Origin of the sequence: Pseudomonas sp. IB20 (genome assembly GCF_009707325.1) — a bacterium.
Lineage (GTDB): Bacteria > Pseudomonadota > Gammaproteobacteria > Pseudomonadales > Pseudomonadaceae > Aquipseudomonas.
This window is the reverse complement of sequence record NZ_CP046103.1, coordinates 2168934-2190584: the sequence shown is the minus strand read 5'-3', so window position 1 is coordinate 2190584 and position 21651 is coordinate 2168934. Positions and strand designations below refer to the sequence as shown.

Here is a 21651-nt window from a genome sequence, read left to right as displayed (position 1 = left end):
CTGAAGGTTGGTCAGTTATTACACGTTTTGTATGACCCGCAGGTTGCAGTGGCGAGCACGCTTAACGGTAGCCGACCCGCGCTGTTTTTTCCCAAGCCATTGAAACCCCACCGTACTGAACATAGACTCCGGCGATGCGTTTACGTCATATCGAAGTGATTCAGGCCATCTTGCAGACCGGACACCTCGGCACGGCCGCCGAATGGTTGCAACTCCCCGTGGGCGACGTGGATGCAACCCTCAAGGACGCCGAGCAGCAATTGGGCTTCATGCTGTTTGCCAGTGTGCGCGGGCGTTTGCAGGCAACCCGTGAAACCCTTGAGCTGCAGGCACAAATCGCCCACCTCTACGAAGCACTGGAACCGGTACAACGCTTGGCCAGTCGCTTGAAACACCACCATGCCCCCACACTGCGCGCCTTGTGCACCCCGCCCCTGGCCAATCAACTGTTGCCGCAAAGTATCGCGCTGCTGCGTCGACGGTTCCAGGACACGCCGTGCAACCTGTCGAGCCAACCGACGCGGGAAATTGTCAGGAGCCTGCTCCTGCACGAAGCCGATGTGGGCCTGAGCCTGCATGACCCGCAACACCCGCAAATCCAAAGCACTGTGCTGGCCGAGGGCAAACTGCAACTGCTCGCGCCCCATGGCTGGCTCAAACCCAAGCAAAAGTACATCGCGCTGCAGGACCTGGCCGGGCAGTCGATGATCGGGCTTGAGGGGCATGACCCGCTGAGCCGCCTGCTGGACGCCAAGCTGCACGCTCTGCGCCCACTGCCAGTGGTGCAGACGCGGGTGCAGACCTACCAGATGATGCGCAGCATGGTGGAAGCCGGGGAAGGCCTGGCGGTTGTCGACCCGTTCACCGCTTTTGGCGCGCGGGAGGTCGGGCTGGATAGTTGCCCGTTATCGCCACCCATTCCTGTCATCCTCTACGCATTGACGTTGAAGGACGCTGAACCCACGCCTGCGCTGAACGCGCTCGCGCCAAACGTCAGCCAACAGCGACGTTCAGGCCGTTTCCAACTCTGACTTGAATAACCGATACCAAAAGATCGCCACTTCGCGGGTTTGTGGATCAATCCCGCGATAACGCAGTTGATCAATCCCGCCCATCACGTACCCGCAACGCTCATACAGGCGGCACGCGCCGAGGTTGTTGTTCTGGGTTTCGAGCATCATGCCCGGCAGGTTTTTCTTGCGGCTCCAGAACTGCGCCACGTCCAGCAACGCTTTCGCCACACCATGGCGCCGCGCCGGCAAGGCCACCGCCAGTTCGTCGACGTGGGCAAAGCCATTCCAGTTGGTGCTGACCACAACATGCCCCACCGCACGGTCATCCAGATAGGCCATGAAGATCGCACTGTCCGGTGCATCGCGGAAACTGGCGAATTCTTCCGGGTCGATGCCATAACACTTGCGATACGGCACGATGCGCTCCACGGGCCATTGTTCCACGCGCTGGCCCATCTGTGGCACGCCGTAGGCGTTGACTTCAAAGCTGAAATCATTGCCCCACACGTAGGCATCAAAGCCTTCGTCAGCGACCCGCACACTGAGCCCCGGGTACTTCGGGTTCATTACAGCTTGCATAAACATCCTTAACCCTTGATGCAATCGACGGTGTAACAACGACCATTGCCATCGTCTTCGTGTTGCAACCCATGAACATCAGCGACAAAACCGGGAAAGCTGCTATCGAACGTCCGGGCAAAAGCCAGGTAGTCGATGATCGATCGCGTCGACTCGGTAAAGCGCTCGCCCGGCATGATCAACGGAATGCCCGGCGGATAAGGCACCAGCATCACGGCAGCGATGCGCCCTGGCAAGGCATCGATGGAAACCGCCTCCACTTCCCCCCTGACCAATTGGTCGTAGGCGTCGGCCGGCTTCATGGCGATTTCCGGCAATACCGTGTACATCCGCTTGAGGTGTTTGGCCGTGGCATTGCCACGGTAACAGCCGTGTAATTGATCGCACAGGTTGCGTAAGCCCAGGCCTTGATAGCGCGCTGGGCCCTGGGCAAACACCGATGGCAAGCAGCTTGCCAAGCTCACATTCGCGTCATAGCTGCGCTTGAACTCCAGTAATTCGGTGAGCAAGGTACTCCATTTACCTTTGGTTATGCCCATGGAAAACAACACGAGGAAGGAATACAGCCCGGTCTTTTCCACCACCAGCCCACGCTCCCAGAGGAATTTACTGACCACTGCGGCGGGAATCCCGCAGTCGCTCAAGGCGCCATCGGCGCTCAGGCCGGGCATCACCAGGGTCACTTTGATCGGGTCGAGCAGTACGTAATCTTCGGCCACATCGCCAAAGCCATGCCAGTCATCCTGCGGGTGCAGCAGCCAGTCAGCCGTAACGACCCGGTCGATGCCCGCCACCGAAGGCGGCTGCCAGATGGAGAACCACCAATCCTCAGCAGCGATGTGCTGGCGCAAGTTGGCCAGGGCACGCCGAAAGCTCAGGGCCTCGTCAAACATTTCCTGCAACAACGAACGCCCGGCCGGGCCTTCCATCATTGCCGAGGCCACGTCCAGCGAGGCAATGATGCTGTATTGCGGCGAGGTGGAGATGTGCATCATGAACGCTTCGTTGAAGCGGTCGCGGTCCAGTTGCCGTGCGCCGCCATCCTGCACATGGATCATCGAGGCCTGGCTGAAGGCGGCCAGCAACTTGTGGGTCGAGTGGGTGGTAAACACCAGCGGGCTGTCCGGGGTGCGCGAGGTGCCCATGCCATAACGCCCGGCAAAGAACTCGTGAAAGGCCGCGTAGGCGTACCAGGCCTCGTCGAAGTGCAACACCTCGACACTGTTGCCCAATTGTTGCTTGATCAGCTCGGCGTTGTAGCACAGGCCGTCGTAGGTGGAATTGGTGACCACCGCCATCTTCACTTTGGTTGGCCGGCCACGGGTCAAGGGGCTGGCATCGATCTTGGCGCGGATCGACTCGGGGCTGAACTCACTCAAGGGAATCGGGCCGATGATCCCCAGTTCATTGCGTTCCGGGCACAGGTACAGCGGGATCGCGCCGGTCATGATGATCGAGTGCAACACCGACTTGTGGCAGTTGCGGTCGACCAGCACCAAGTCGTCGCGGCCGACCATGGAGTGCCAGACGATCTTGTTGGCGGTCGAGGTGCCGTTGATCACAAAAAACGTGTGATCGGCGCCAAAGTTACGCGCGGCGCGGGCTTCGGCTTCCGCCAACGGCCCGGTGTGATCGAGCAGCGAGCCCAGTTCCGGCACTGAAACGGACAAGTCAGAACGTAAGGTGTTTTCACCGAAGAACTGATGAAATGCCTGCCCTACCGGGCTCTTGCGATACGCCACGCCGCCGCCATGGCCGGGTGTGTGCCACGAGTAGTTGGAGTCGGCGGTGTGTTGCACCAAGGCTTTGAAGAACGGCGGCAACAAGCCATCAAGGTAAGTGCGCGCCGCGCGAGCGACTTGCCGAGCCAGAAACGGCACGGTGTCTTCGAACAAATAAAGAATGCCGCGCAGTTGGTTGAGTTCGCTCATGGCATCGGCCGGCGCATTTTCCAGGGTGACTTGCTCGCCCAGGGCAAAGATAGGCAGGTTGGGCGCCCTCACCCGCGCCAGGCGGATCAGTTCGACCATGTTTTGCAGCAGGTGGGTATTTTCCCCGGCGCCTTCGACAGCGATCAACATGCACGCTAGGCCGTGATGGGTAGAAGCCACCAGCCGCCCTTCGGCGTAGTCCACGGCGGAAAAAATACTGAAACCCTCTTGTTCCAGCTCTCGGGCGATGCCTCGAACCCGATCACCGGCAACGGTATCGGCCTTAATGTCGCGATGTACGATAAGAACAGGGAACTTCAGGTCTTTGTACATGAGTGCTGATAGTCCTGAGGGCTATGTACTCAGGGTAGAAGCTGGGAGCGGATGTGGCGAATGAAGATTTTACAGGCGCTGTAAATCAGCTGTGGGAGCTGGCTTGCCTGCGATGGGCATAGACAAAATGTGTAGATACCTATGGCTATCGCAAGCAAGCCAGCTCCCACCGTTTGATCAAGTTCAGCCGATCTTATTGCTGCGTCAGCTGCGACCACAACGCCGGCGCACCGGCCGACTTGGCAATCGCTTCCAACCGCGTCGCATGCTCAGCCAAATCCTGCTCACTGGCACGAATGATCGGAGTGGGCTTGCGATCCGCCGGCAGACGGCGAATTTCCGAAGGGCGGTTGCCTGAACCTTCCGCCGAGCCGTTGCCGTCAGAGGCATTACCCGCCAGGGACAGGCTGGTCTGCCCGCCGGTCATGGTCAGGTAAACGTCGGCCAGAATCTCGGAGTCGAGCAAGGCGCCGTGCAGTTCACGACCGGAGTTGTCGACGCCGTAGCGTTTGCACAAGGCATCCAGGCTGTTGCGCTGGCCCGGGTGACGCTCACGGGCCATCATCAAGGTGTCGAGGATCGAGCAGTGCTGGGAGATATCCGCACGATCCTTCTGCCCCATCAGGGCAAATTCGTTATTGATGAAACCGACGTCGAACGCCGCGTTGTGGATGATCAACTGCGCGCCGTTGATGAACTCGAAAAACTCGTCGGCCACTTCGGCGAAGCGCGGCTTGCCCTTGAGGAATTCGTCGGTGATGCCGTGGACGCCGATAGCGCCTTCGTCACTGTCACGGTCCGGTTGCAGGTAGACGTGGAAGTGGCGACCGGTAAGGCGCCGACCCATCAATTCGACACAGCCGATTTCGATGATCCGGTGACCATCGGTCACCGGCATGCCGGTGGTTTCGGTATCGAGTACAACAGATCGGATGGCCATCAGGGTTCAGCTCTCAACGGTGGTATGCAGTGTGGTGTGAATCAAGGGGCGCGATGTTAACACGTGAGTCGCCATCAGCTCTGCTTGTAGCCCCGCACATCATCCACACCCCGGTTGGCCAACTGGTCGGCGCAGATCGGATGGCCATCAGGGTTCAGCTCTCAACGGTGGTATGCAGTGTGGTGTGAATCAAGGGGCGCGATGTTAACACGTGAGTCGCCATCAGCTCTGCTTGTAGCCCCGCACATCATCCACACCCCGGTTGGCCAACTGGTCGGCGCGTTCGTTACCTGGGTGGCCGATGTGCCCGCGCACCCATTTCCAGGTGATGTTATGGCGGTTGCATTGCTCATCGAGCAGTTGCCACAGGTCGGCATTTTTCACCGGTTCCTTGTCGGCGGTTTTCCAGCCGCGCTTCTTCCAATTGACCATCCACTCGTTGATGCCTTTCATCACGTATTGCGAGTCGGTCACCAACAGCACGTCACAGCGGCGCTTGAGTTCTTCCAGCCCACGAATGGCGCCCATCAGCTCCATGCGGTTGTTGGTGGTGTTGGCTTCGCCGCCCCACAACTCCTTCTCCACGCCCTTGCACACCAGCAAGGCGCCCCAGCCGCCGGGGCCCGGGTTGCCCTTGCAGGCGCCATCGGTGAAGAGTTCTACGCTATCGGTCATCGGTTGCATCCATCAAAACGGGCTGGCGGTAATGGACCGACAGTATCCCGAGGCCGAAAGACTCGGCCGGTAATCAAAAAGAGTTTTTACGGTTCGCTTTGCTTGCGATTGACCTTGGCCATCGGCATCGGCACCAGCTTGCCCATAGGTTGGCGCAGCACCTGGCGTACCGGCCGCAGCCCGACCACGATCTTGCGTGCCACCAACAAATAGAAGCCGCCACCCGACAGTTGCCAGGCGCCCGCCCGGCGTTCCCACCCGGCCAGACGGCCTTGCCACTTGGTCGACGCAAGCGGCGGACGATAGCACCCGAAGCGGCGTTTCTCCAGCGCAAAGCCCAGCAGGTTCAGCCAGTCGCCTACCCGCGAAGGCGAGATACAGCGCGCCTGGCGCAGGGCGTCATGGGCGAATACATGGCGCAGGCCCCAACTGCTCCAGGGGTTGATGCCGATAATCAGCAAATGGCCACCAGGGCGCACACTGCTTGCGGCTTCGCGCAGCAAACCGTGGGGCGACAGGCAGAAATCCAGGCCATGCTGCAACACCACCACGTCGGCGGCATGCTCGCTCAAGGGCCAGGCCTGCTCCTCGCACACAATCTCGACGCCCGGCAACGGCGCACCGAGGCGCACGTTACGTTGCACCTGGGGCGCAGCAGGCGGCGTTTGGGCCGATGGGCCGTAATGCACCAGATAGCCACCAAAGAACCGGCCCAGCTCGTCTTCGAGCATGCGCCGCTCTTCGTCCAGCAAAAATTGCCCGATGGGCCCGGACAGCCACTCACGGGCTGCGCTGATCAGGGCCAGCCACTCAGGATCGGCCTGGGCGAACGCTTTATCAGTCATTGCATTCTCCAACTCGCCTAGACGTTCTAAGATGCACCAATGTGTTCAGCTTGGCGAATCGAAGAATGATACAGATCAGTGCCCTACCCGCGTTCACCGACAACTACATCTGGTTGTTACAGGACCCGCAAACCCAGCGCTGCGCCGTGGTCGACCCCGGCGATGCCGCGCCGGTGCTGGCCTGGCTCAAGCAGAACCCGCAGTGGAGCCTCAGCGACATCCTGATCACCCACCATCACCATGATCATGTCGGCGGCGTCGAGCAACTGAAAAGTGTTACTGGCGCCAAGGTCTACGGCCCGGCGAACGAGAAGATCCCGGCTCGAGACGTCGCCTTGCAAGATAACGACCGTGTCACCGTATTGGGCCTGGACTTCGACATTTATAGCGTGCCGGGCCACACCCTTGGGCATATCGCCTTTTACCACCTGGGCCTGCTGTTCTGTGGCGACACGCTGTTTGCCGCCGGTTGCGGACGACTGTTCGAAGGCACGCCGGAACAGATGTACACCTCGCTGGAACGCCTCGCCGCGTTGCCTGCCGAAACACTGGTTTACTGCACCCACGAGTACACACAAAGTAACCTTAAATTCGCCCAGGCCGTGGAGCCGGATAACACCGATATCGCCGAGCGAGTGGAAGCCGTCAAGCAGCTGCGGGCTCGCGGCGAAATCACGCTGCCGTCCAACCTGGCCCTGGAAAAACGCACTAACCCTTTTCTACGTACCGCTGAAACATCCGTTAAACAAAAAGCAGACGAACGGAATGGGCGCGATAACCGCTCTGGGGCCGAGGTGTTTGCTAGCTTGAGGGCGTGGAAAGATAAGTTCTAACAGGATGCAATCTGATACGAAATTTCTGAATGGTTGACCGGAACCAAAGCGCTTTCTAGAATCGCCCGACATTTTTGCCCGGAACTTACTTCCAGCCAATGTCGTCATCTATTCGTAATTCCATTTCTTCAGACGCATTGACCCGCCTGGCTCAAGCCGTGGCGGTGGCTGTGTCCGCTACTCTGGCGGGCTGCCAATCGACTAATTACGCTGCACAATCCACCGTGCAACCCAAACCCAATCTTGCCGTCAAGATCAAGCAAAAACCTATTTGGCTATCAGAGAAGCCCAGCCCCGAAGTGCCCCAGGATGTCTGGGAACGCATGCGACGGGGCTTTCAATTGCAGGACGGCTTAGGTGTCAACCCACGCATCGAGCAACAGCGTTTGTGGTTCGCCAGCAACCCGTCCTTTTTGGAGAACGCCGGAGAACGCGGCAGCCTCTACATTCATTACATCGTCGAACGCCTTGAAGAACGCAACATGCCCCTGGAGCTGGCGCTGCTGCCAGTGATTGAAAGTGCCTACAACCCAATGGCCTATTCGCGCAGCGATGCAGTCGGCTTGTGGCAGTTCATCCCCTCCACCGGGCGCTACTTCAACCTGCGCCAGACCCGCGCCTATGACGGCCGCCGTGACATCACCGCCTCCACCACCGCCGCCCTGGACTATCTGACGCGTCTGCATGACATGTTCAACGGCGACTGGCTGCTGGCCCTGGCGGCCTACAACGCCGGCGAAGGCACGGTCAGCCGGGCCATCGAGCGGAACGAGAAGCTCGGCCTGCCCACTGACTACTGGAACCTGCCCCTGCCCCAGGAAACCAAGGACTACGTGCCCAAGTTCCTGGCGCTGTCTCAGGTGGTACTGGCCCCCGAGGCCTACGGCGTCAACCTGAACCCGATTGCCAACACACCGTACTTCGAAGTGGTTGAAGTCAAGCAAAGCATGGACCTCTCACGGGTTGCCGCGCTGGCTGAAATCGACGAAGACGAGCTCTTCCAGCTCAACCCGGCCTTGAAACAACGCACTACACTCGATGGCCCCCAGCATTTGCTGGTGCCGAGTTCCAAGGCGCAACTGCTCACTAGCACCCTTTCGACGATGAAGCCGGAAGAATTGCTGGCGATGCGCCCTAAAAAGCAGGTATTCGACGAAGTTGAGACCACGCGAGTGGCCGGGCGCACCCGCAACTACAAGGTGCGCAATGGCGACAACCTCACGTTGATCGCCAAGGCGAACAAGGTCGATGTGCATGACCTGCAGCGCTGGAACAAGCTCAACGGCCAGGCCCTCAAGGTCGGCCAGACCCTGGTGATGCAAGACACGCGCAAGCTGGTGGCCAAGTCCGGCGCCAAGAAGCCGGTGCAGTACAAGGTCAAGAAAGGCGACTCGCTGTACATCGTCGCCAAGCGCTTCAACGTTGAGATGCAACATCTCAAGCGCTGGAACCCGCGCACCGGCCAGGCGTTGAAACCTGGGCAGATGCTGGTGGTTTCCGGGCCAAGATAAACCTCTGCGCAAGCAGGCTTGCTGTGGCGAGCTGGCTTGTGTGGGAGCTGGCTTGCCTGCGATAGCATCATGAAGTGCGCCCAAAGGCTGCATCGCAGGCAAGCCAGCTCCCACATTTGTTCTCCACACAGTTCAATACCTTAGCAGCCCCCAAGCGGGGTGTTTTCAGCAGCCTTTTTCCAACCGGAACAAGCTGTTACTGTACCGATCATAAAGCCCAAGCCGCCTGGATCGGATCTCTGACTTGAAGCGTCCCCTCCTTCTACTAATAAGTCTGGCCTTGAGCTTTGGTGCGAACGCGACGATTACCGAGAGCCACGGTTACACGCAGTTCGGCACGCTCAAGTACCCGGCCAAATTCACCCACTTCGATTGGGTAAACCCTGCAGCGCCGAAAGGCGGGACATTGCGGGTCATGGCATTTGGCACCTTCGACACGCTCAACCCGTACACCTTCAAGGGCTCAAGCCCGGTGTCCACCCCCAATTTCCTGCAATACGGCGTCAATGAGCTGAACGAGCCCTTGATGGTCGGCACCGGCCAGTACGCGCCGTCCGGCGATGAACCCACCTCCAGTTATGGGCTGATTGCCGAGTCAGTGGAGTACAGCGAGGATCGCAGCTGGGTGGTGTTCAACCTGCGCCCACAAGCGCGCTTCCACGATGGCAAACCGATCACCGCCTACGACGTGGCGTTTTCCTATCGCACCTTGCTAACCGAAGGCCACCCGCAGTACCGCACCAACCTGCAGGAAGTGGCGCGGGTCGACATCCTTAGCCGCCACCGTATCCGCTTTGTGTTCAAGCGCGCCGGCAACCCGTTGCTGATCCTGCGCCTGGGCGAACTGCCGGTATTGCCCCAGCACTATTGGAAAAACCGCGACTTCAAGGCCACCACCTTCGAACCGCCTTTAGGCAGCGGGCCGTACCGCATCACCCAGGTCACCCCTGGGCGGCAGTTGGTGTTCGAACGGGTCAAGGATTACTGGGGCAAAGACCTTCCGGTCAACCGGGGCTTCTACAACTACGACAAGGTCGAAGTGGAGTTCTACCGCGACAGCGACGTGGCCTTCGAAGCCTTCAAGGCCGGCGAATTCGATATCTATATCGAACACCAGGCCAAGAACTGGGCCACCGGCTATAACTTCCCGGCGGTCAACCGGGGCGAAGTGATCAAGGCGCAGATCGCCCACCAGATCCCGACCCAGAGCCAGGGCCTGTTCATGAACACGCGGCGGCCAACCTTCGCCCAGACCAAGGTGCGCGAAGCCTTGGGGTTGATGTTCGACTTTGAATGGACCAACCGCACCCTGTTCAGCAGCGCCTATAAGCGCACCTTGAGTTACTACCCCAACAGCGAGTTTTCCGCGACCGGCGTGCCGGTGGGCCATGAATGGCTGATGCTCTCGCCGTACCGCGACCAGTTGCCGGCCAACCTGTTTACTCAAGCCTTCAGCCTGCCGCAGACCGACGGTCGCGGTATCCCACGCGAGACCCTGCGCCGCGCCCTGGCCTTGTTGGGCGAAGCCGGCTGGAAGCTGTCGGGGCAACGCCTGCTCAACAGTGACGGGCAACCGCTGCGCTTTGAAATCCTGCTGGTCAACCCGAACTTGGAGCGCATCCTGCAGCCGTATGTCGAGAACCTGATCAGCATCGGCATCGACGCGCGCCTGCGCACCGTTGACCGCGCGCAATACAAGCAGCGCCTGGATCAGTTCGACTTTGACATGATCCTGATCACCCTCAACCAGACCTTGAGCCCCGGCCTTGAACAGTGGCAGTACTTCCACTCAAGCCAAGCCGCGATCAAGGGCAGCAAGAACTACGCAGGCATCGCCAACCCGCTGGTCGATCGCCTGCTGGAGCAACTGCTGGCGGCGCAAACCCGCGAAGAACAATTGGCCGCCGGCCGCGCCCTCGACCGAGTGCTGCTGTGGCAGCACTACAGCATTCCCAACTGGTACCTCAACTATCATCGTTTGGCGTACCGCAACCGGTTCGCCTTTGTCACCACGCCGCCCTACAGCCTGGGCCTGAGCGCATGGTGGCTGAAAGCTTCGGAGAAAGCCCAATGATGTATTTACGCCGTGCATTACTCGCCAGCCTGTTGCTGTGCAGCGCGGTCAGCGCCGCGCCGCAACACGCGCTGACCCTCTACAACGAGCCGCCAAAATACCCCGCCGACTTCAAACATTTCGACTACGTAAACCCCGACGCGCCCAAGGGCGGCACCTTCCGCGAATCGAGCATGGGCGGCTTCGACAGTCTCAACCCTTACATCAGCAAGGGCGTGCCAGCGGACAACCTGCCGCTGATATACGACACCCTGGCCATGCAAAGCCTGGACGAGCCCATCACCGAATACGGGCTGGTGGCCGGCAAGATCGAGAAAGCCCCGGACAACAGCTGGGTGCGGTTCTACCTACGCCCCGAAGCGCGCTTTCATGATGGCCACCCGATCCGCGCGGAAGACGTGGTGTTCACCTTCCAGGCGCTGATCAAGGATGGCTCGCCGCTCTACCGCACCTACTACGCCGACGTCGACGAAGTGGTGGCCGAAGACCCGCTGCGGGTGCTGTTCAAGTTCAAGCGCACCAATAACCGCGAACTGCCGCTGATCCTCGGCCAATTGCCGGTCTTGCCCAAGCATTGGTGGGCCACCCGCGACTTTGCCAAGGGCAACCTGGAAATACCGCTGGGCAGCGGGCCGTACAAGGTCGCCGAGGTCAAGCCCGGGCGCATGGTGCGCTACGAGCGGGTCAAGGATTACTGGGCCAAGGGCCTGCCAGTGACCCAAGGTTTCTACAATTTCGATAACCGCATCACCGACTACTACCGCGACAGCACAGTGTCGCTGGAAGCCTTGAAGGCCGGGCAATTCGACTACTGGCTGGAGTTCAGCGCGAAGAACTGGGCCAACGCCTACAACATTCCGGCGGTGGCCCAGGGCCGGTTGATCAAGGAAGAAATCCCCAACGGCAACCCGACCGGTATGCAGGGCTTTGTGTTCAACACCCGCAAGCCGATGTTCCAGGATGTGCGGGTGCGCAAGGCGATCAGCCTGTTGCTGGATTTTGAGTGGAGCAACAAGCAGCTGTTCAACGGCGCGTACACGCGCACCCGCAGCTACTTTGAAAACTCAGAAATGGCCGCCACCGGCCTGCCCGGCCCGGATGAGCTGGCGATTCTGGCGCCGCTTCGCGACAAGATCCCCGCCGAAGTCTTCACCCAGGCGTTCGAACCGGCCAAGACCGATGGCAGCGGCATGATCCGCACCCAGCAGCGCGAGGCCTACCAGTTGTTGCAAGAGGCCGGCTGGAAGATCGTCGATGACCAGATGGTCGACACCACCGGCAAACCGGTGACCATCGAGTTCCTGCTGGCCCAGACCGAGTTCGAGCGCATCCTGCTGCCGTTCAAGCGCAACCTGGCCGACCTGGGCATCAACCTCGTCATTCGACGCGTTGACGTTTCGCAGTACATCAACCGCCTGCGCTCGCGCGATTTCGACATGCTGGTGGGCAGCTTTCCGCAATCCACCTCGCCGGGTAACGAACAACGCGAGTTCTGGGCGTCTTCCAGCGCCGACAAACCCGGCAGCCGCAACTACATGGGGCTCAAGGACCCGGCCGTCGACCAGTTGGTCGAAGAGCTGATCGACGCCAACTCGCGTCAAAGCCTGATCGCCCACGCCAAGGCCCTGGACCGCGTATTGCAGTTTGGCTATTACGTGATCCCCAACTGGCACATCAAGACCTTCCGCGTGGCGTACTGGGACCACTTGGGGCACCCCAAAGTCTCGCCGCGCTACGACGTCGGCACCTCCACCTGGTGGGCCAAGCCTGACGTGAAACCTGCCGTTACCCTGGACACGAGCGCCGACCCGGCGAGCGGAGGCGATTAAATGCTGGCCTATATTGTTCGCCGCCTGTTGCTGATCATCCCCACGCTGTTTGGGATTTTGCTGATCAACTTCATCATCATCCAGGCCGCTCCCGGTGGCCCGGTGGAACAGATGATCGCCAAGCTCGAAGGCTTTGAAGGCGCCACCAGCCGCATCGCCGGTGGCGGTGCCGAAGTCTCGGTGGCCGGCTCCAGCTACCGTGGCGCCCAGGGCCTGGACCCCGCGTTGATCAAGGAAATCGAGAAGATGTACGGCTTCGACAAGTCGGCGCCGGAACGCTTGTGGATCATGGTCAAGAACTACGCCCAGTTGGATTTCGGCGACAGCTTCTTCAGAGACGCCAAGGTCATCGACCTGATCAAGGAAAAGATGCCGGTGTCGATCTCCCTCGGGTTATGGAGCACGCTGATCATGTACCTGGTGTCGATCCCGCTGGGGATCGCCAAGGCCACACGACACGGCAGCCACTTCGACGTGTGGACCAGCTCGGCAATCATCGTCGGCTATGCGATCCCGGCGTTCCTGTTTGCGATCCTGCTGATCGTGGTGTTTGCCGGCGGCAGTTACCTGGACTGGTTTCCGTTGCGCGGGCTCACCTCGAACAATTTCGATGAGCTGAGCTGGAGCGGCAAGATCTTCGATTATTTCTGGCATTTGGCCCTGCCCGTCACCGCGCTGGTGATCGGCAACTTCGCGACCATGACCCTGCTGACCAAAAACAGCTTTCTCGACGAGATCAACAAGCAATACGTGGTCACCGCCAAGGCCAAGGGCCTGACCAACCACCGCGTGCTCTACGGCCATGTGTTCCGTAACGCCATGCTGCTGGTGATCGCCGGCTTCCCCTCGGCGTTTATCGGGATTTTCTTCACCGGCTCGTTGCTGGTCGAAGTGATCTTCTCCCTCGACGGCCTGGGCCTGATGAGCTTTGAAGCGGCAATCAACCGTGACTACCCGGTGGTCTTCGGCACGCTGTTTATCTTCACCTTGCTGGGGCTGGTGGTGAAACTGATCGGCGACCTTACCTACACCCTGGTCGATCCGCGTATCGACTTTGCCAGCCGGGAGCATTGAGATGAACTTATCCCCCCTCAATCGCCGCCGGTTCGAGCGGTTCAAGGCCAACAAGCGTGGCTGGTGGTCACTGTGGCTGTTCCTGATTCTGTTCGTGCTCAGCCTGGGCGCAGAGCTGATCGCCAACGACAAGCCGCTGGCCGTGCACTTCGACGGCGGCTGGTACTTCCCCGCGCTCAAGCGCTACCCGGAAACCGCGTTTGGCGGCGAATTCCCGCTGGAGGCCAACTACAAGAGCCCGTACATCCAGGAACTGCTCAAAGCCAAGGACGCCTGGACGCTGTGGGCGCCGGTCCCGTTCAGCTACCAGAGCATCAACTACGACCTCAAAGTACCGGCGCCGGCCCCGCCCTCCTCGGTCAACCTGCTGGGTACCGATGACCAAGGCCGCGATGTACTGGCGCGGGTGATCTACGGCTTTCGCGTGTCGGTGCTGTTTGCCCTGACGCTCACGGTGCTCAGCTCGATCATCGGCGTGATCGCCGGGGCCTTGCAGGGCTTTTACGGCGGCTGGGTCGATCTGGCCGGGCAGCGCTTCCTGGAGATCTGGTCCGGGTTGCCAGTGCTCTATTTGCTGATCATCCTCGCCAGCTTCGTGCAGCCAAACTTCTGGTGGCTGCTGGGCATCATGCTGCTGTTCTCGTGGATGAGCCTGGTCGACGTGGTGCGCGCCGAGTTCCTGCGCGGGCGCAACCTGGAATACGTGCGTGCGGCGCGGGCGCTGGGCATGCAAAACGGCGCGATCATGTTCCGGCATATCCTGCCCAATGCCATGGTGTCGACCATGACCTTCATGCCGTTCATTCTCACCGGCGCCATCGGCACCCTCACCGCCCTGGATTTTCTCGGCTTCGGCCTGCCAGCCGGCTCACCGTCATTGGGTGAACTGGTGGCCCAGGGCAAATCCAACCTGCAAGCGCCGTGGCTGGGCATGAGTGCCTTTGCCGTACTGGCGATCATGTTGAGTTTGCTGGTGTTTATCGGCGAGTCCGCTCGCGATGCCTTCGACCCGAGGAAATGAGATGAATCAGGACAATCTGATCGAAGTCCGCGACCTCTGCGTCGAGTTCGTCACCGGCGAACACCACCACCGCGTGGTCAACAACGTCAGCTTCGATATCAAGCGCGGCGAAACCCTGGCCCTGGTCGGCGAAAGCGGCTCGGGCAAATCGGTCACCGCCCACTCGATCCTGCGCCTGCTGCCCTACCCGCTGGCCCGTCATCCGGCGGGCACCATCAGTTATTCCGGGCAAGACCTGCTGACCCTCAAAGAAAAAACCCTGCGGCATATTCGCGGCAACCGCATTGCGATGATCTTTCAGGAGCCGATGACCTCGTTGAACCCGCTGCATTGCATCGAGAAGCAGATCAACGAAGTGCTCGGCCTGCACAAAGGCCTTACCGGCAAAGTCGCCACCCGGCGCACTCTGGAATTACTCGAGTTGGTGGGCATCCCGGAGCCGCACAAGCGCCTCAAGGCCCTGCCCCACGAGCTGTCCGGCGGCCAGCGTCAGCGGGTGATGATCGCCATGGCCCTGGCCAACGAGCCGGAACTGCTGATCGCCGACGAGCCGACCACGGCCCTCGACGTCACGGTGCAATTGAAGATTCTCGAGTTGCTCAAGGAGTTGCAGGCGCGGCTGGGCATGGCGTTGTTGCTGATCAGCCATGACCTGAACCTAGTGCGGCGCATCGCCCATCGTGTGTGCGTAATGCAGAAGGGTTGCATCGTTGAACAAGGCGATTGCGAGACGCTGTTCCAGGCGCCCCAACATCCTTACACCCAGGAATTGCTGGCGGCTGAACCCAGTGGTGGGCCTGCGACCAATGAGGTCGGGCCGCCGTTGCTGGAAGTCGATGACCTGAAAGTGTGGTTTCCGATCAAGAAGGGCTTTTTGCGTAACACCGTGGATTACGTCAAGGCGGTGGACGGCATCAATTTCAGCCTGCCCCAGGGCCAGACCTTGGGCATCGTCGGTGAGAGTGGTTCGGGCAAATCGACCCTGGGCCTGGCGATTTTGCGCTTGATTGCGAGCACTGGTGGGATTCGCTTTGAAGGCCAGCAGTTGGACCGGCTTAGCCAGCAACAGGTGCGGCCGTTGCGGCGGGAAATGCAGGTGGTGTTTCAGGACCCATTCGGCAGTTTGAGCCCGCGGATGAGTGTCAGCGAGATTGTTGGCGAGGGGTTGCGGATTCACAAGATGGGCACGGCTGTTGAGCAGGAAGCGGCGATTATTGCGGCGCTGCGCGAGGTTGGGCTGGACCCGGAGTCGCGGCATCGTTATCCGCATGAGTTTTCCGGTGGCCAGCGGCAGCGGATTGCCATTGCTCGTGCGTTGGTGCTCAAGCCACGCTTGATTTTGCTGGATGAGCCGACGTCGGCGTTAGATCGAACGGTGCAGCGGCAGGTGGTGGAGTTGTTGCGCAGTTTGCAGGCCAAGTACAACCTCACCTATCTGTTTATCAGCCATGATTTGGCGGTGGTCAAGGCGCTGAGTCACCAGTTGATGGTGGTCAAGCATGGGCAGGTGGTGGAACAGGGGGACGCGGCGGCGATTTTTGCTGAGCCGCAGCATGCTTACACGCGGCAGTTGTTGGAGGCGGCGTTTTTGGTGCCTGCTGGGGTTGGCGGTTGACCTTGTACATATCCGTTGCTGCGGTATTGGCTGATATTGGTTCCGCCCTTACGGCGGGTCACTTTTGAAAGAGCCCAAAAGTAACCAAAAGGCTCTTGCCCCACCACTCGGCACCTCGCCTAGGCTCGGTGTGCCCTCACTCCGGCTTTGGGGGCGTGTGTGCTGTTTTTTTTGCTTTTTTTGTTCTACCACTCGGTCGGCTACTAGGCCGCCGTGCTCTGCTTTTGATCTCGATCTGACAGGCCCCGTTAAGCCCTGCCAACAACACGGTGTACTTGATGGCGAGGTGCCTCCATCGCAGCCACCCCAGCTCCCACAGAAAAGCAGAGCACTGCAGTGCTGCAGGCGTCCCGGCCAACCGGTGGAAGTGGCGCCGATCTATGTGCTGCTGGCCTCGGATGAAGCCAGCTACATTTCGGGTTCGCGCTATGGGGTGACTGGCGGCAAACCGATCCTATAAGCCTCACACACAGTCGAATGTGGGTGCTGCTAAACTCGGTCAAAATTGTGGGAGCGGGCTTGCTCGCTCCCACATTGGGATCTCAGTACATCAGCAGAGAGTGACTGCCGTGCTTTTGCTGTGCTTCTGCCCTGCTTTTGCTTCTACCACTCAGGTCGGCTACTAGGCCGCCGTGCTCTTGCTTTTGATCTTGATCTAGGCGCCCCGTTAACCACGATGGCCGAACGCAGGCTTGAATCCGTGGGTAACCCGGCAGGACGCCGGGTTAGCCGCGATGGGCCAAGGATGGCCCATGGCGGCGCAAATGTGGATGAGTACTGGGGTTGTTGTGCCCCACCACTCGGCACCGAGTGGTGGGGCAAAGATCTTTTGGGTACTTTTGGCTGGGCCGGCATTCCGCGCGTTTGCCAAAAGTGGCCCGCTGTAAGAGCGCAACCCTAGTTAGCCGTTACCGCAGCAACGGATATGTACTCAACCAACCAACAAAACATGGAACTTTGCCAACAAATAACCGCCTGAATCCGGTACGCTCACCCTTTTTATTCAAGGAGTTATTCCCCATGGCCAAAGCTACCGCCCGTCACATCCTCGTTTCCACTGAAGACAAGTGCAACGAACTCAAAGCCCAGATCGAAGGCGGCGCCGATTTCGCAGAAGTCGCCAAAGCCAACTCCAGCTGCCCTTCCAGCCGCCAAGGCGGTGACCTCGGTTCGTTCGGCCCAGGCCAAATGGTCAAAGAATTCGACACCGTCGTCTTCAGCGCCCCGGTCAACACCGTGCAAGGCCCGGTGAAAACCCAGTTCGGCTACCACCTGCTGGAAGTCACCAGCCGCCAGGACTGATCCAGTCCGTGCTAATGCTATAAACAACGGCCCGCCTTATGGTGGGCCGTTGTGCATGTGATGACTGGCAACGTTGAAGCCGTTAACGTACAAAAACCTATTCTTCACCCGGCACTCAAGGCTGACAATGCGATTGGCTTTTTCCACAGCACTCCTTAGCTCTGCCCTGGCCCTGCTGCTGGCCAGCACCGCCGTGATCGCGGCCCCGCAGACCTACCTCACGGTCTACGGCGAACCGGCCAAGTACCCCGCCGGCTTCACCCATTTCGACTACGCCAACCCCAACGCCCCCAAAGGCGGCAGCCTCAAGCGCTCAGCCCTTGAGATCGGGCGCTTCGACCACGTGCTGCCGTACATCGACAAAGGCATCGGCGTCTCCCAGGTCGACGGCTGGCTGTACGCCCCGCTGGCCCAACGCTCCCTGGATGAACCGTACACCGTCTACGGCCTGGTCGCCGAAAAGATGGAACGCGCCGACGATGGCCTGTCGCTGCGCTTCTACCTCAACCCCAAGGCGCGCTTCGCCGACGGCACACCGATCACCGCCGAAGACGTGCGCTACAGCTTCGACCTGCTGATGACCCAAGGCAGCCTGCGTTTCCGCACCCTGTTCGCCGACGTCAAACACGTCGAAGTCGAAGGCGAGCGCCAGGTGCGCTTTGATTTCTCCAGCAATGAAAACCGCACCCTGCCCCTGGATATCGCCACCCTGCCGGTGTTCCCCGAGCACTGGTGGAAAACCCGCGACTTCTCCAACGGTGGCGGCTACGAAGCCCCACTGGGCAGCGGCCCGTACAAGGTCAGCAAGATCGACTCCGGCGCCACCATCACCTTCACCCGCAACCCGGACTGGTGGGGCAAGGACTTACCCGTCAGCCGTGGCCTGTACAACTTTGATCACCTGAGCCTGGAGTACTTCGGCGACACCGAAGTGGCCCGCCAGGTGCTGCGTGGCGGTGCCTACGACTTCAACCGGGAGTTCTCCGCCACCGGTTATTCCATCGGCTACAACGGCCCGGCCCTCGACGATGGCCGCCTGCAACGCGCGCACTTGGCCAAAGAGATGCCGCAACCGGCCCAGGGCTACGTGTTCAACGTGCAAAAGCCGATGTTCAAGGACCGCCGCGTGCGCGAGGCCCTGGCGATGCTGTGGGACTTCGAATGGGCCAACCGGCAGATGATGCGCAACCTGTACATCCGCCAGCAGAGCTATTTCTCCAACAGCCCACTGGCGGCGAGCCAGTTGCCGACCCCAGAGGAGCTGGCGATTCTTGAGCCCTTGCGCGGGCAGATTCCCGACGAAGTGTTCACCCAAGTGTTCAAGGCCCCCGTCACCGACGGCAGTGGCATGATCCGCGACAAGCAGCTGCAAGCCCTGGCCTTGCTGGAGGACGCGGGCTGGAAGCCGCAAGGTGACAAGCTGGTCAACGCCGAAGGCGAGCCGCTTGAGTTCACCTTCCTCAATACACAAAACGGCCTGGAACGCTTGCTACTCCCGTACAAACGCAACCTGGCGCAGATCGGCATCACCCTGAATATTCGCCGCATCGACTCCTCCCAGTACGTCAACCGGCTGATGACCCGCGACTACGACATGATCGTCACCGGCTTCCCGGTCACCACCTCGCCGGGCATGGAGCTGTACAACTATTTCGGCTCCGCCGCCGCGTTTGATTCGGGCGCCAACAACTACATGGTGCTCAAGGACCCGGCCGTCGACACGTTGATCAAGGGCCTGGTCAAGGCCAACACCCAGGCGCAGATGCTCACCTACGCCCACGCCCTGGACCGCGTGCTGCAATGGAACTACCTGTGGATTCCCAACTACTACCCGCCCGGCACCTCCGCCGCGTGGTGGAACCGCTTCGGCCGCCCGGCCATCGAGGCGAAGAACGACGAAGCCTTGGAAACCTGGTGGGAAATCAGCCCCACGCCACTGACGAATGAACAAATGAACGCCGAGTTGAAAAAACGCGCAGGTGCCCGCTGATGTTTGCCTATATCGTGCGGCGCCTGCTGCTGATTATCCCGACGCTGGTGATCATCCTGTTGGTTAACTTTGTGATCGTCCAAGCCGCGCCTGGCGGCCCGGTGGAGCAAGCCATTGCGCACTTGCAAGGCATCGGCGGCGGTGCCGTCGGTGGCTCATCCGGCGAGGGCATCAGCAGCGGCTCACGGGCCAGCCGCGGCCTGGACCCGAAGTTGATCAAGGACATCGAAAAACAATACGGCTTCGACAAGCCCGCCCCGGAACGCCTGTGGCTGATGCTCAAGAGCTATGCGCAGCTGGATTTCGGCAACAGTTTCTTTCGCGGCGCGACCGTGACTGACCTGATCCTGGAAAAGATGCCGGTGACTATTTCCCTCGGCTTATGGGCCACGTTGATCACCTACCTGGTGTCGATCCCGCTGGGGATTCGCAAGGCAGTACGCCATGGCAGCAGCTTTGATGTGTGGAGCAGCACCGCCATCGTCATCGGCTACGCGATGCCGGCGTTCCTGTTCGCGATGTTCCTGATTGTGGTGTTCGCCGGTGGCACCTCGCTCAACTGGTTCCCGGTACGCGGGCTGGTCTCGGAAAACTTCGAAGAGCTAAGCACCGTGGGCAAGATTGCCGACTATTTCTGGCACTTGGTGCTACCGGTTACCGCGCTGGTTATCGGCGGGTTTGCGACCTTGACCATCCTTACCAAAAACTCGTTCTTGAATGAAATCACCCGCCAATACGTGGTAACGGCCCGCGCCAAGGGCTTGAGCGAACGGCGCGTGCTCTACGGCCACGTGTTCCGCAACGCCATGCTGCTGGTGATCTCGGGGATTCCCCAGGCGTTTATCAGCGTGTTTTTCGCAGGGTCCCTGCTGATCGAGGTGATCTTCTCCCTCGATGGCCTGGGCCGCATGAGCTATGAAGCCGCCGTGTCCCGCGACTACCCGGTGGTGTTCGGTTCGCTGTTCATCTTCACCTTGTTTGGCCTGCTGATAAAACTCATCGGCGACCTCTGCTACACCTTGGTGGACCCGCGTATCGACTTCGCCGCGAGGAACGCCTGATGCTTAATTTGTCTCCGGTGGCGCGTCGGCGTTTCGAGCGGTTCAAGAAGAACCGTCGCGGGTGGTGGTCGCTGTGGTTGTTTATCGGCCTGTTTATCCTGACCCTGGGCGGCGAGTTGATCGCCAATGACAAACCCTGGGTGCTCAGCTTCAAGAACGAGCTGTATTTCCCAGTGTTCAAGCGCTACACCGAGCAGCAGTTCGGCGGGCAGTTGCCGTTCCAGGCCGACTACCGCAGTGACTACGTGCAAAAGCTGATCAAGCAGGACGGCGGTTGGATGCTGTTCCCGCCGATCCCGTTCAGCGATGACACGCCCAACTACGAACTGAGCCGCCCTGCCCCCAGCCCGCCGTCGACGGTGAACTGGCTGGGCACCGATGATCAGTCGCGTGATGTGCTGGCGCGGGTGATCTTTGGCGCCCGCGTGTCGATTTTGTTTGCCCTGGCGTTAACGGCCATCAGCGCCGCCATTGGCATTGCCGCCGGCGCCTTGCAGGGTTACTACGGCGGCTGGGTGGACCTGCTCGGCCAGCGCATTCTGGAAGTGTGGTCCGGGCTGCCAGTGCTGTACTTGCTGATCATCCTCTCAGGGTTTGTCGAGCCGAACTTCTGGTGGCTGCTGGGGATCATGGCGCTGTTTTCCTGGCTGGCCCTGGTGGACGTGGTGCGCGCCGAGTTCCTGCGCGGGCGCAACCTGGAATACGTCAAGGCCGCGCGCGCCTTGGGCCTGGGCGATGGCAAGATCATTCGCCGGCATATCCTGCCGAATGCCATGACCGCGACGTTGACCTACCTGCCGTTTATTTTGACCGGGGCAATTTCGACCTTGAGCGCCCTGGATTTCCTCGGTTTCGGCATGCCGGCGGGCAGTGCGTCACTCGGCGAACTGATCGCCCAGGGCAAGCAGAACCTGCAGGCGCCCTGGCTGGGCCTGACGGCGTTTTTCACCTTGGCGCTGATCTTGTCGCTGCTGGTCTTTATCGGCGAGGCATTACGTGATGCCTTCGACCCACGCTCATGAGTG

The 21651-nt window shown here is 60.2% G+C and carries 17 protein-coding genes and 1 pseudogene; 13 read left to right on the top strand and 5 right to left on the bottom strand.

The window, feature by feature from the left end; translation table 11 throughout:
• The first annotated feature begins 134 nt into the window (after nt 1-134).
• The gene (locus GJU48_RS10235; RefSeq protein WP_155295976.1) at nt 135-1031 is read left to right on the top strand and encodes a LysR substrate-binding domain-containing protein; all 897 of its coding nucleotides are present in this window, start codon (nt 135-137) and stop codon (nt 1029-1031) included.
• On the opposite strand, the gene GJU48_RS10230 is transcribed toward GJU48_RS10235, so the two are convergent.
• The 5 genes from GJU48_RS10230 to GJU48_RS10210 all read right to left on the bottom strand — a co-directional run bounded on the left by GJU48_RS10230 (nt 1011) and on the right by GJU48_RS10210 (nt 6316).
• Nucleotides 1011-1580: a GNAT family N-acetyltransferase gene (locus GJU48_RS10230; protein ID WP_094953791.1), complete on the bottom strand. Its 570-nt coding sequence runs from the start codon at nt 1578-1580 to the stop codon at nt 1011-1013. The two genes, GJU48_RS10235 and GJU48_RS10230, sit on opposite strands and share 21 nt — an antisense overlap.
• A 20-nt stretch (nt 1581-1600) precedes the next feature.
• The gene (locus GJU48_RS10225; protein WP_094953792.1) at nt 1601-3856 is read right to left on the bottom strand and encodes an Orn/Lys/Arg family decarboxylase; all 2256 of its coding nucleotides are present in this window, start codon (nt 3854-3856) and stop codon (nt 1601-1603) included.
• Nucleotides 3857-4049: 193 nt separating this feature from the next.
• Nucleotides 4050-4790 (bottom strand): DNA polymerase III subunit epsilon, encoded by a 741-nt coding sequence (gene dnaQ, locus GJU48_RS10220; RefSeq protein ID WP_176463026.1) that lies wholly within the window; start codon nt 4788-4790, stop codon nt 4050-4052.
• A 228-nt stretch (nt 4791-5018) separates the two neighbouring features.
• A complete protein-coding gene (gene rnhA, locus GJU48_RS10215) occupies nt 5019-5471 on the bottom strand; it encodes a ribonuclease HI (RefSeq protein ID WP_094953852.1) in 453 nt (150 codons plus the stop codon).
• A gap of 86 nt (nt 5472-5557) precedes the next feature.
• Nucleotides 5558-6316 carry a methyltransferase domain-containing protein gene (locus GJU48_RS10210; RefSeq protein WP_094953853.1) on the bottom strand — a complete coding sequence of 253 codons (759 nt, stop codon included), beginning with the start codon at nt 6314-6316 and terminating at the stop codon, nt 5558-5560.
• A 65-nt stretch (nt 6317-6381) separates the two neighbouring features.
• Between GJU48_RS10210 and gloB the strand changes: the two genes are divergently transcribed.
• The 12 genes and pseudogenes from gloB (at nt 6382) to GJU48_RS10150 (ending at nt 21648) form a co-directional block, all read left to right on the top strand.
• A complete protein-coding gene (gloB, locus tag GJU48_RS10205; RefSeq protein WP_094953854.1) occupies nt 6382-7149 on the top strand; it encodes a hydroxyacylglutathione hydrolase in 768 nt (255 codons plus the stop codon).
• Between the two features lie 98 nt (nt 7150-7247).
• Nucleotides 7248-8660 (top strand): transglycosylase SLT domain-containing protein, encoded by a 1413-nt coding sequence (locus tag GJU48_RS10200; RefSeq protein WP_094953855.1) that lies wholly within the window; start codon nt 7248-7250, stop codon nt 8658-8660.
• A 244-nt stretch (nt 8661-8904) separates the two neighbouring features.
• A complete protein-coding gene (locus tag GJU48_RS10195; RefSeq protein WP_094953759.1) occupies nt 8905-10734 on the top strand; it encodes an extracellular solute-binding protein in 1830 nt (609 codons plus the stop codon).
• The gene (locus tag GJU48_RS10190; protein ID WP_094953758.1) at nt 10731-12563 is read left to right on the top strand and encodes an extracellular solute-binding protein; all 1833 of its coding nucleotides are present in this window, start codon (nt 10731-10733) and stop codon (nt 12561-12563) included. Before GJU48_RS10195 ends, GJU48_RS10190 begins: the two co-directional genes overlap by 4 nt.
• Nucleotides 12564-13637, top strand: a complete 1074-nt coding sequence (locus GJU48_RS10185) for a microcin C ABC transporter permease YejB (protein WP_094953757.1) — start codon at nt 12564-12566, stop codon at nt 13635-13637. It abuts the gene before it with no gap.
• A gap of 1 nt (nt 13638) precedes the next feature.
• Entirely contained in the window at nt 13639-14658 is a 1020-nt protein-coding gene (locus GJU48_RS10180; protein WP_094953756.1) for an ABC transporter permease, read from the top strand.
• 1 nt (nt 14659) lies between these two features.
• Complete coding sequence (locus GJU48_RS10175) at nt 14660-16273, top strand: ABC transporter ATP-binding protein (RefSeq protein WP_094953755.1); 1614 nt, start codon at nt 14660-14662, stop codon at nt 16271-16273.
• Between the two features lie 346 nt (nt 16274-16619).
• Nucleotides 16620-16733, top strand: a pseudogene (locus tag GJU48_RS10170) (NAD(P)-dependent oxidoreductase); the annotation flags it as partial.
• Between the two features lie 560 nt (nt 16734-17293).
• Nucleotides 17294-17575 (top strand): peptidylprolyl isomerase, encoded by a 282-nt coding sequence (locus GJU48_RS10165; RefSeq protein WP_003174386.1) that lies wholly within the window; start codon nt 17294-17296, stop codon nt 17573-17575.
• Between the two features lie 127 nt (nt 17576-17702).
• On the top strand, nt 17703-19565 hold the full coding sequence (locus GJU48_RS10160) for an extracellular solute-binding protein (protein ID WP_094952979.1): 1863 nt from the start codon (nt 17703-17705) through the stop codon (nt 19563-19565).
• Nucleotides 19565-20626: a microcin C ABC transporter permease YejB gene (locus tag GJU48_RS10155; protein ID WP_094952980.1), complete on the top strand. Its 1062-nt coding sequence runs from the start codon at nt 19565-19567 to the stop codon at nt 20624-20626. Before GJU48_RS10160 ends, GJU48_RS10155 begins: the two co-directional genes overlap by 1 nt.
• Nucleotides 20626-21648: an ABC transporter permease gene (locus tag GJU48_RS10150; RefSeq protein WP_094952981.1), complete on the top strand. Its 1023-nt coding sequence runs from the start codon at nt 20626-20628 to the stop codon at nt 21646-21648. The genes GJU48_RS10155 and GJU48_RS10150 overlap by 1 nt, the downstream gene beginning before the upstream one ends.
• Nucleotides 21649-21651 lie beyond the last annotated feature (3 nt).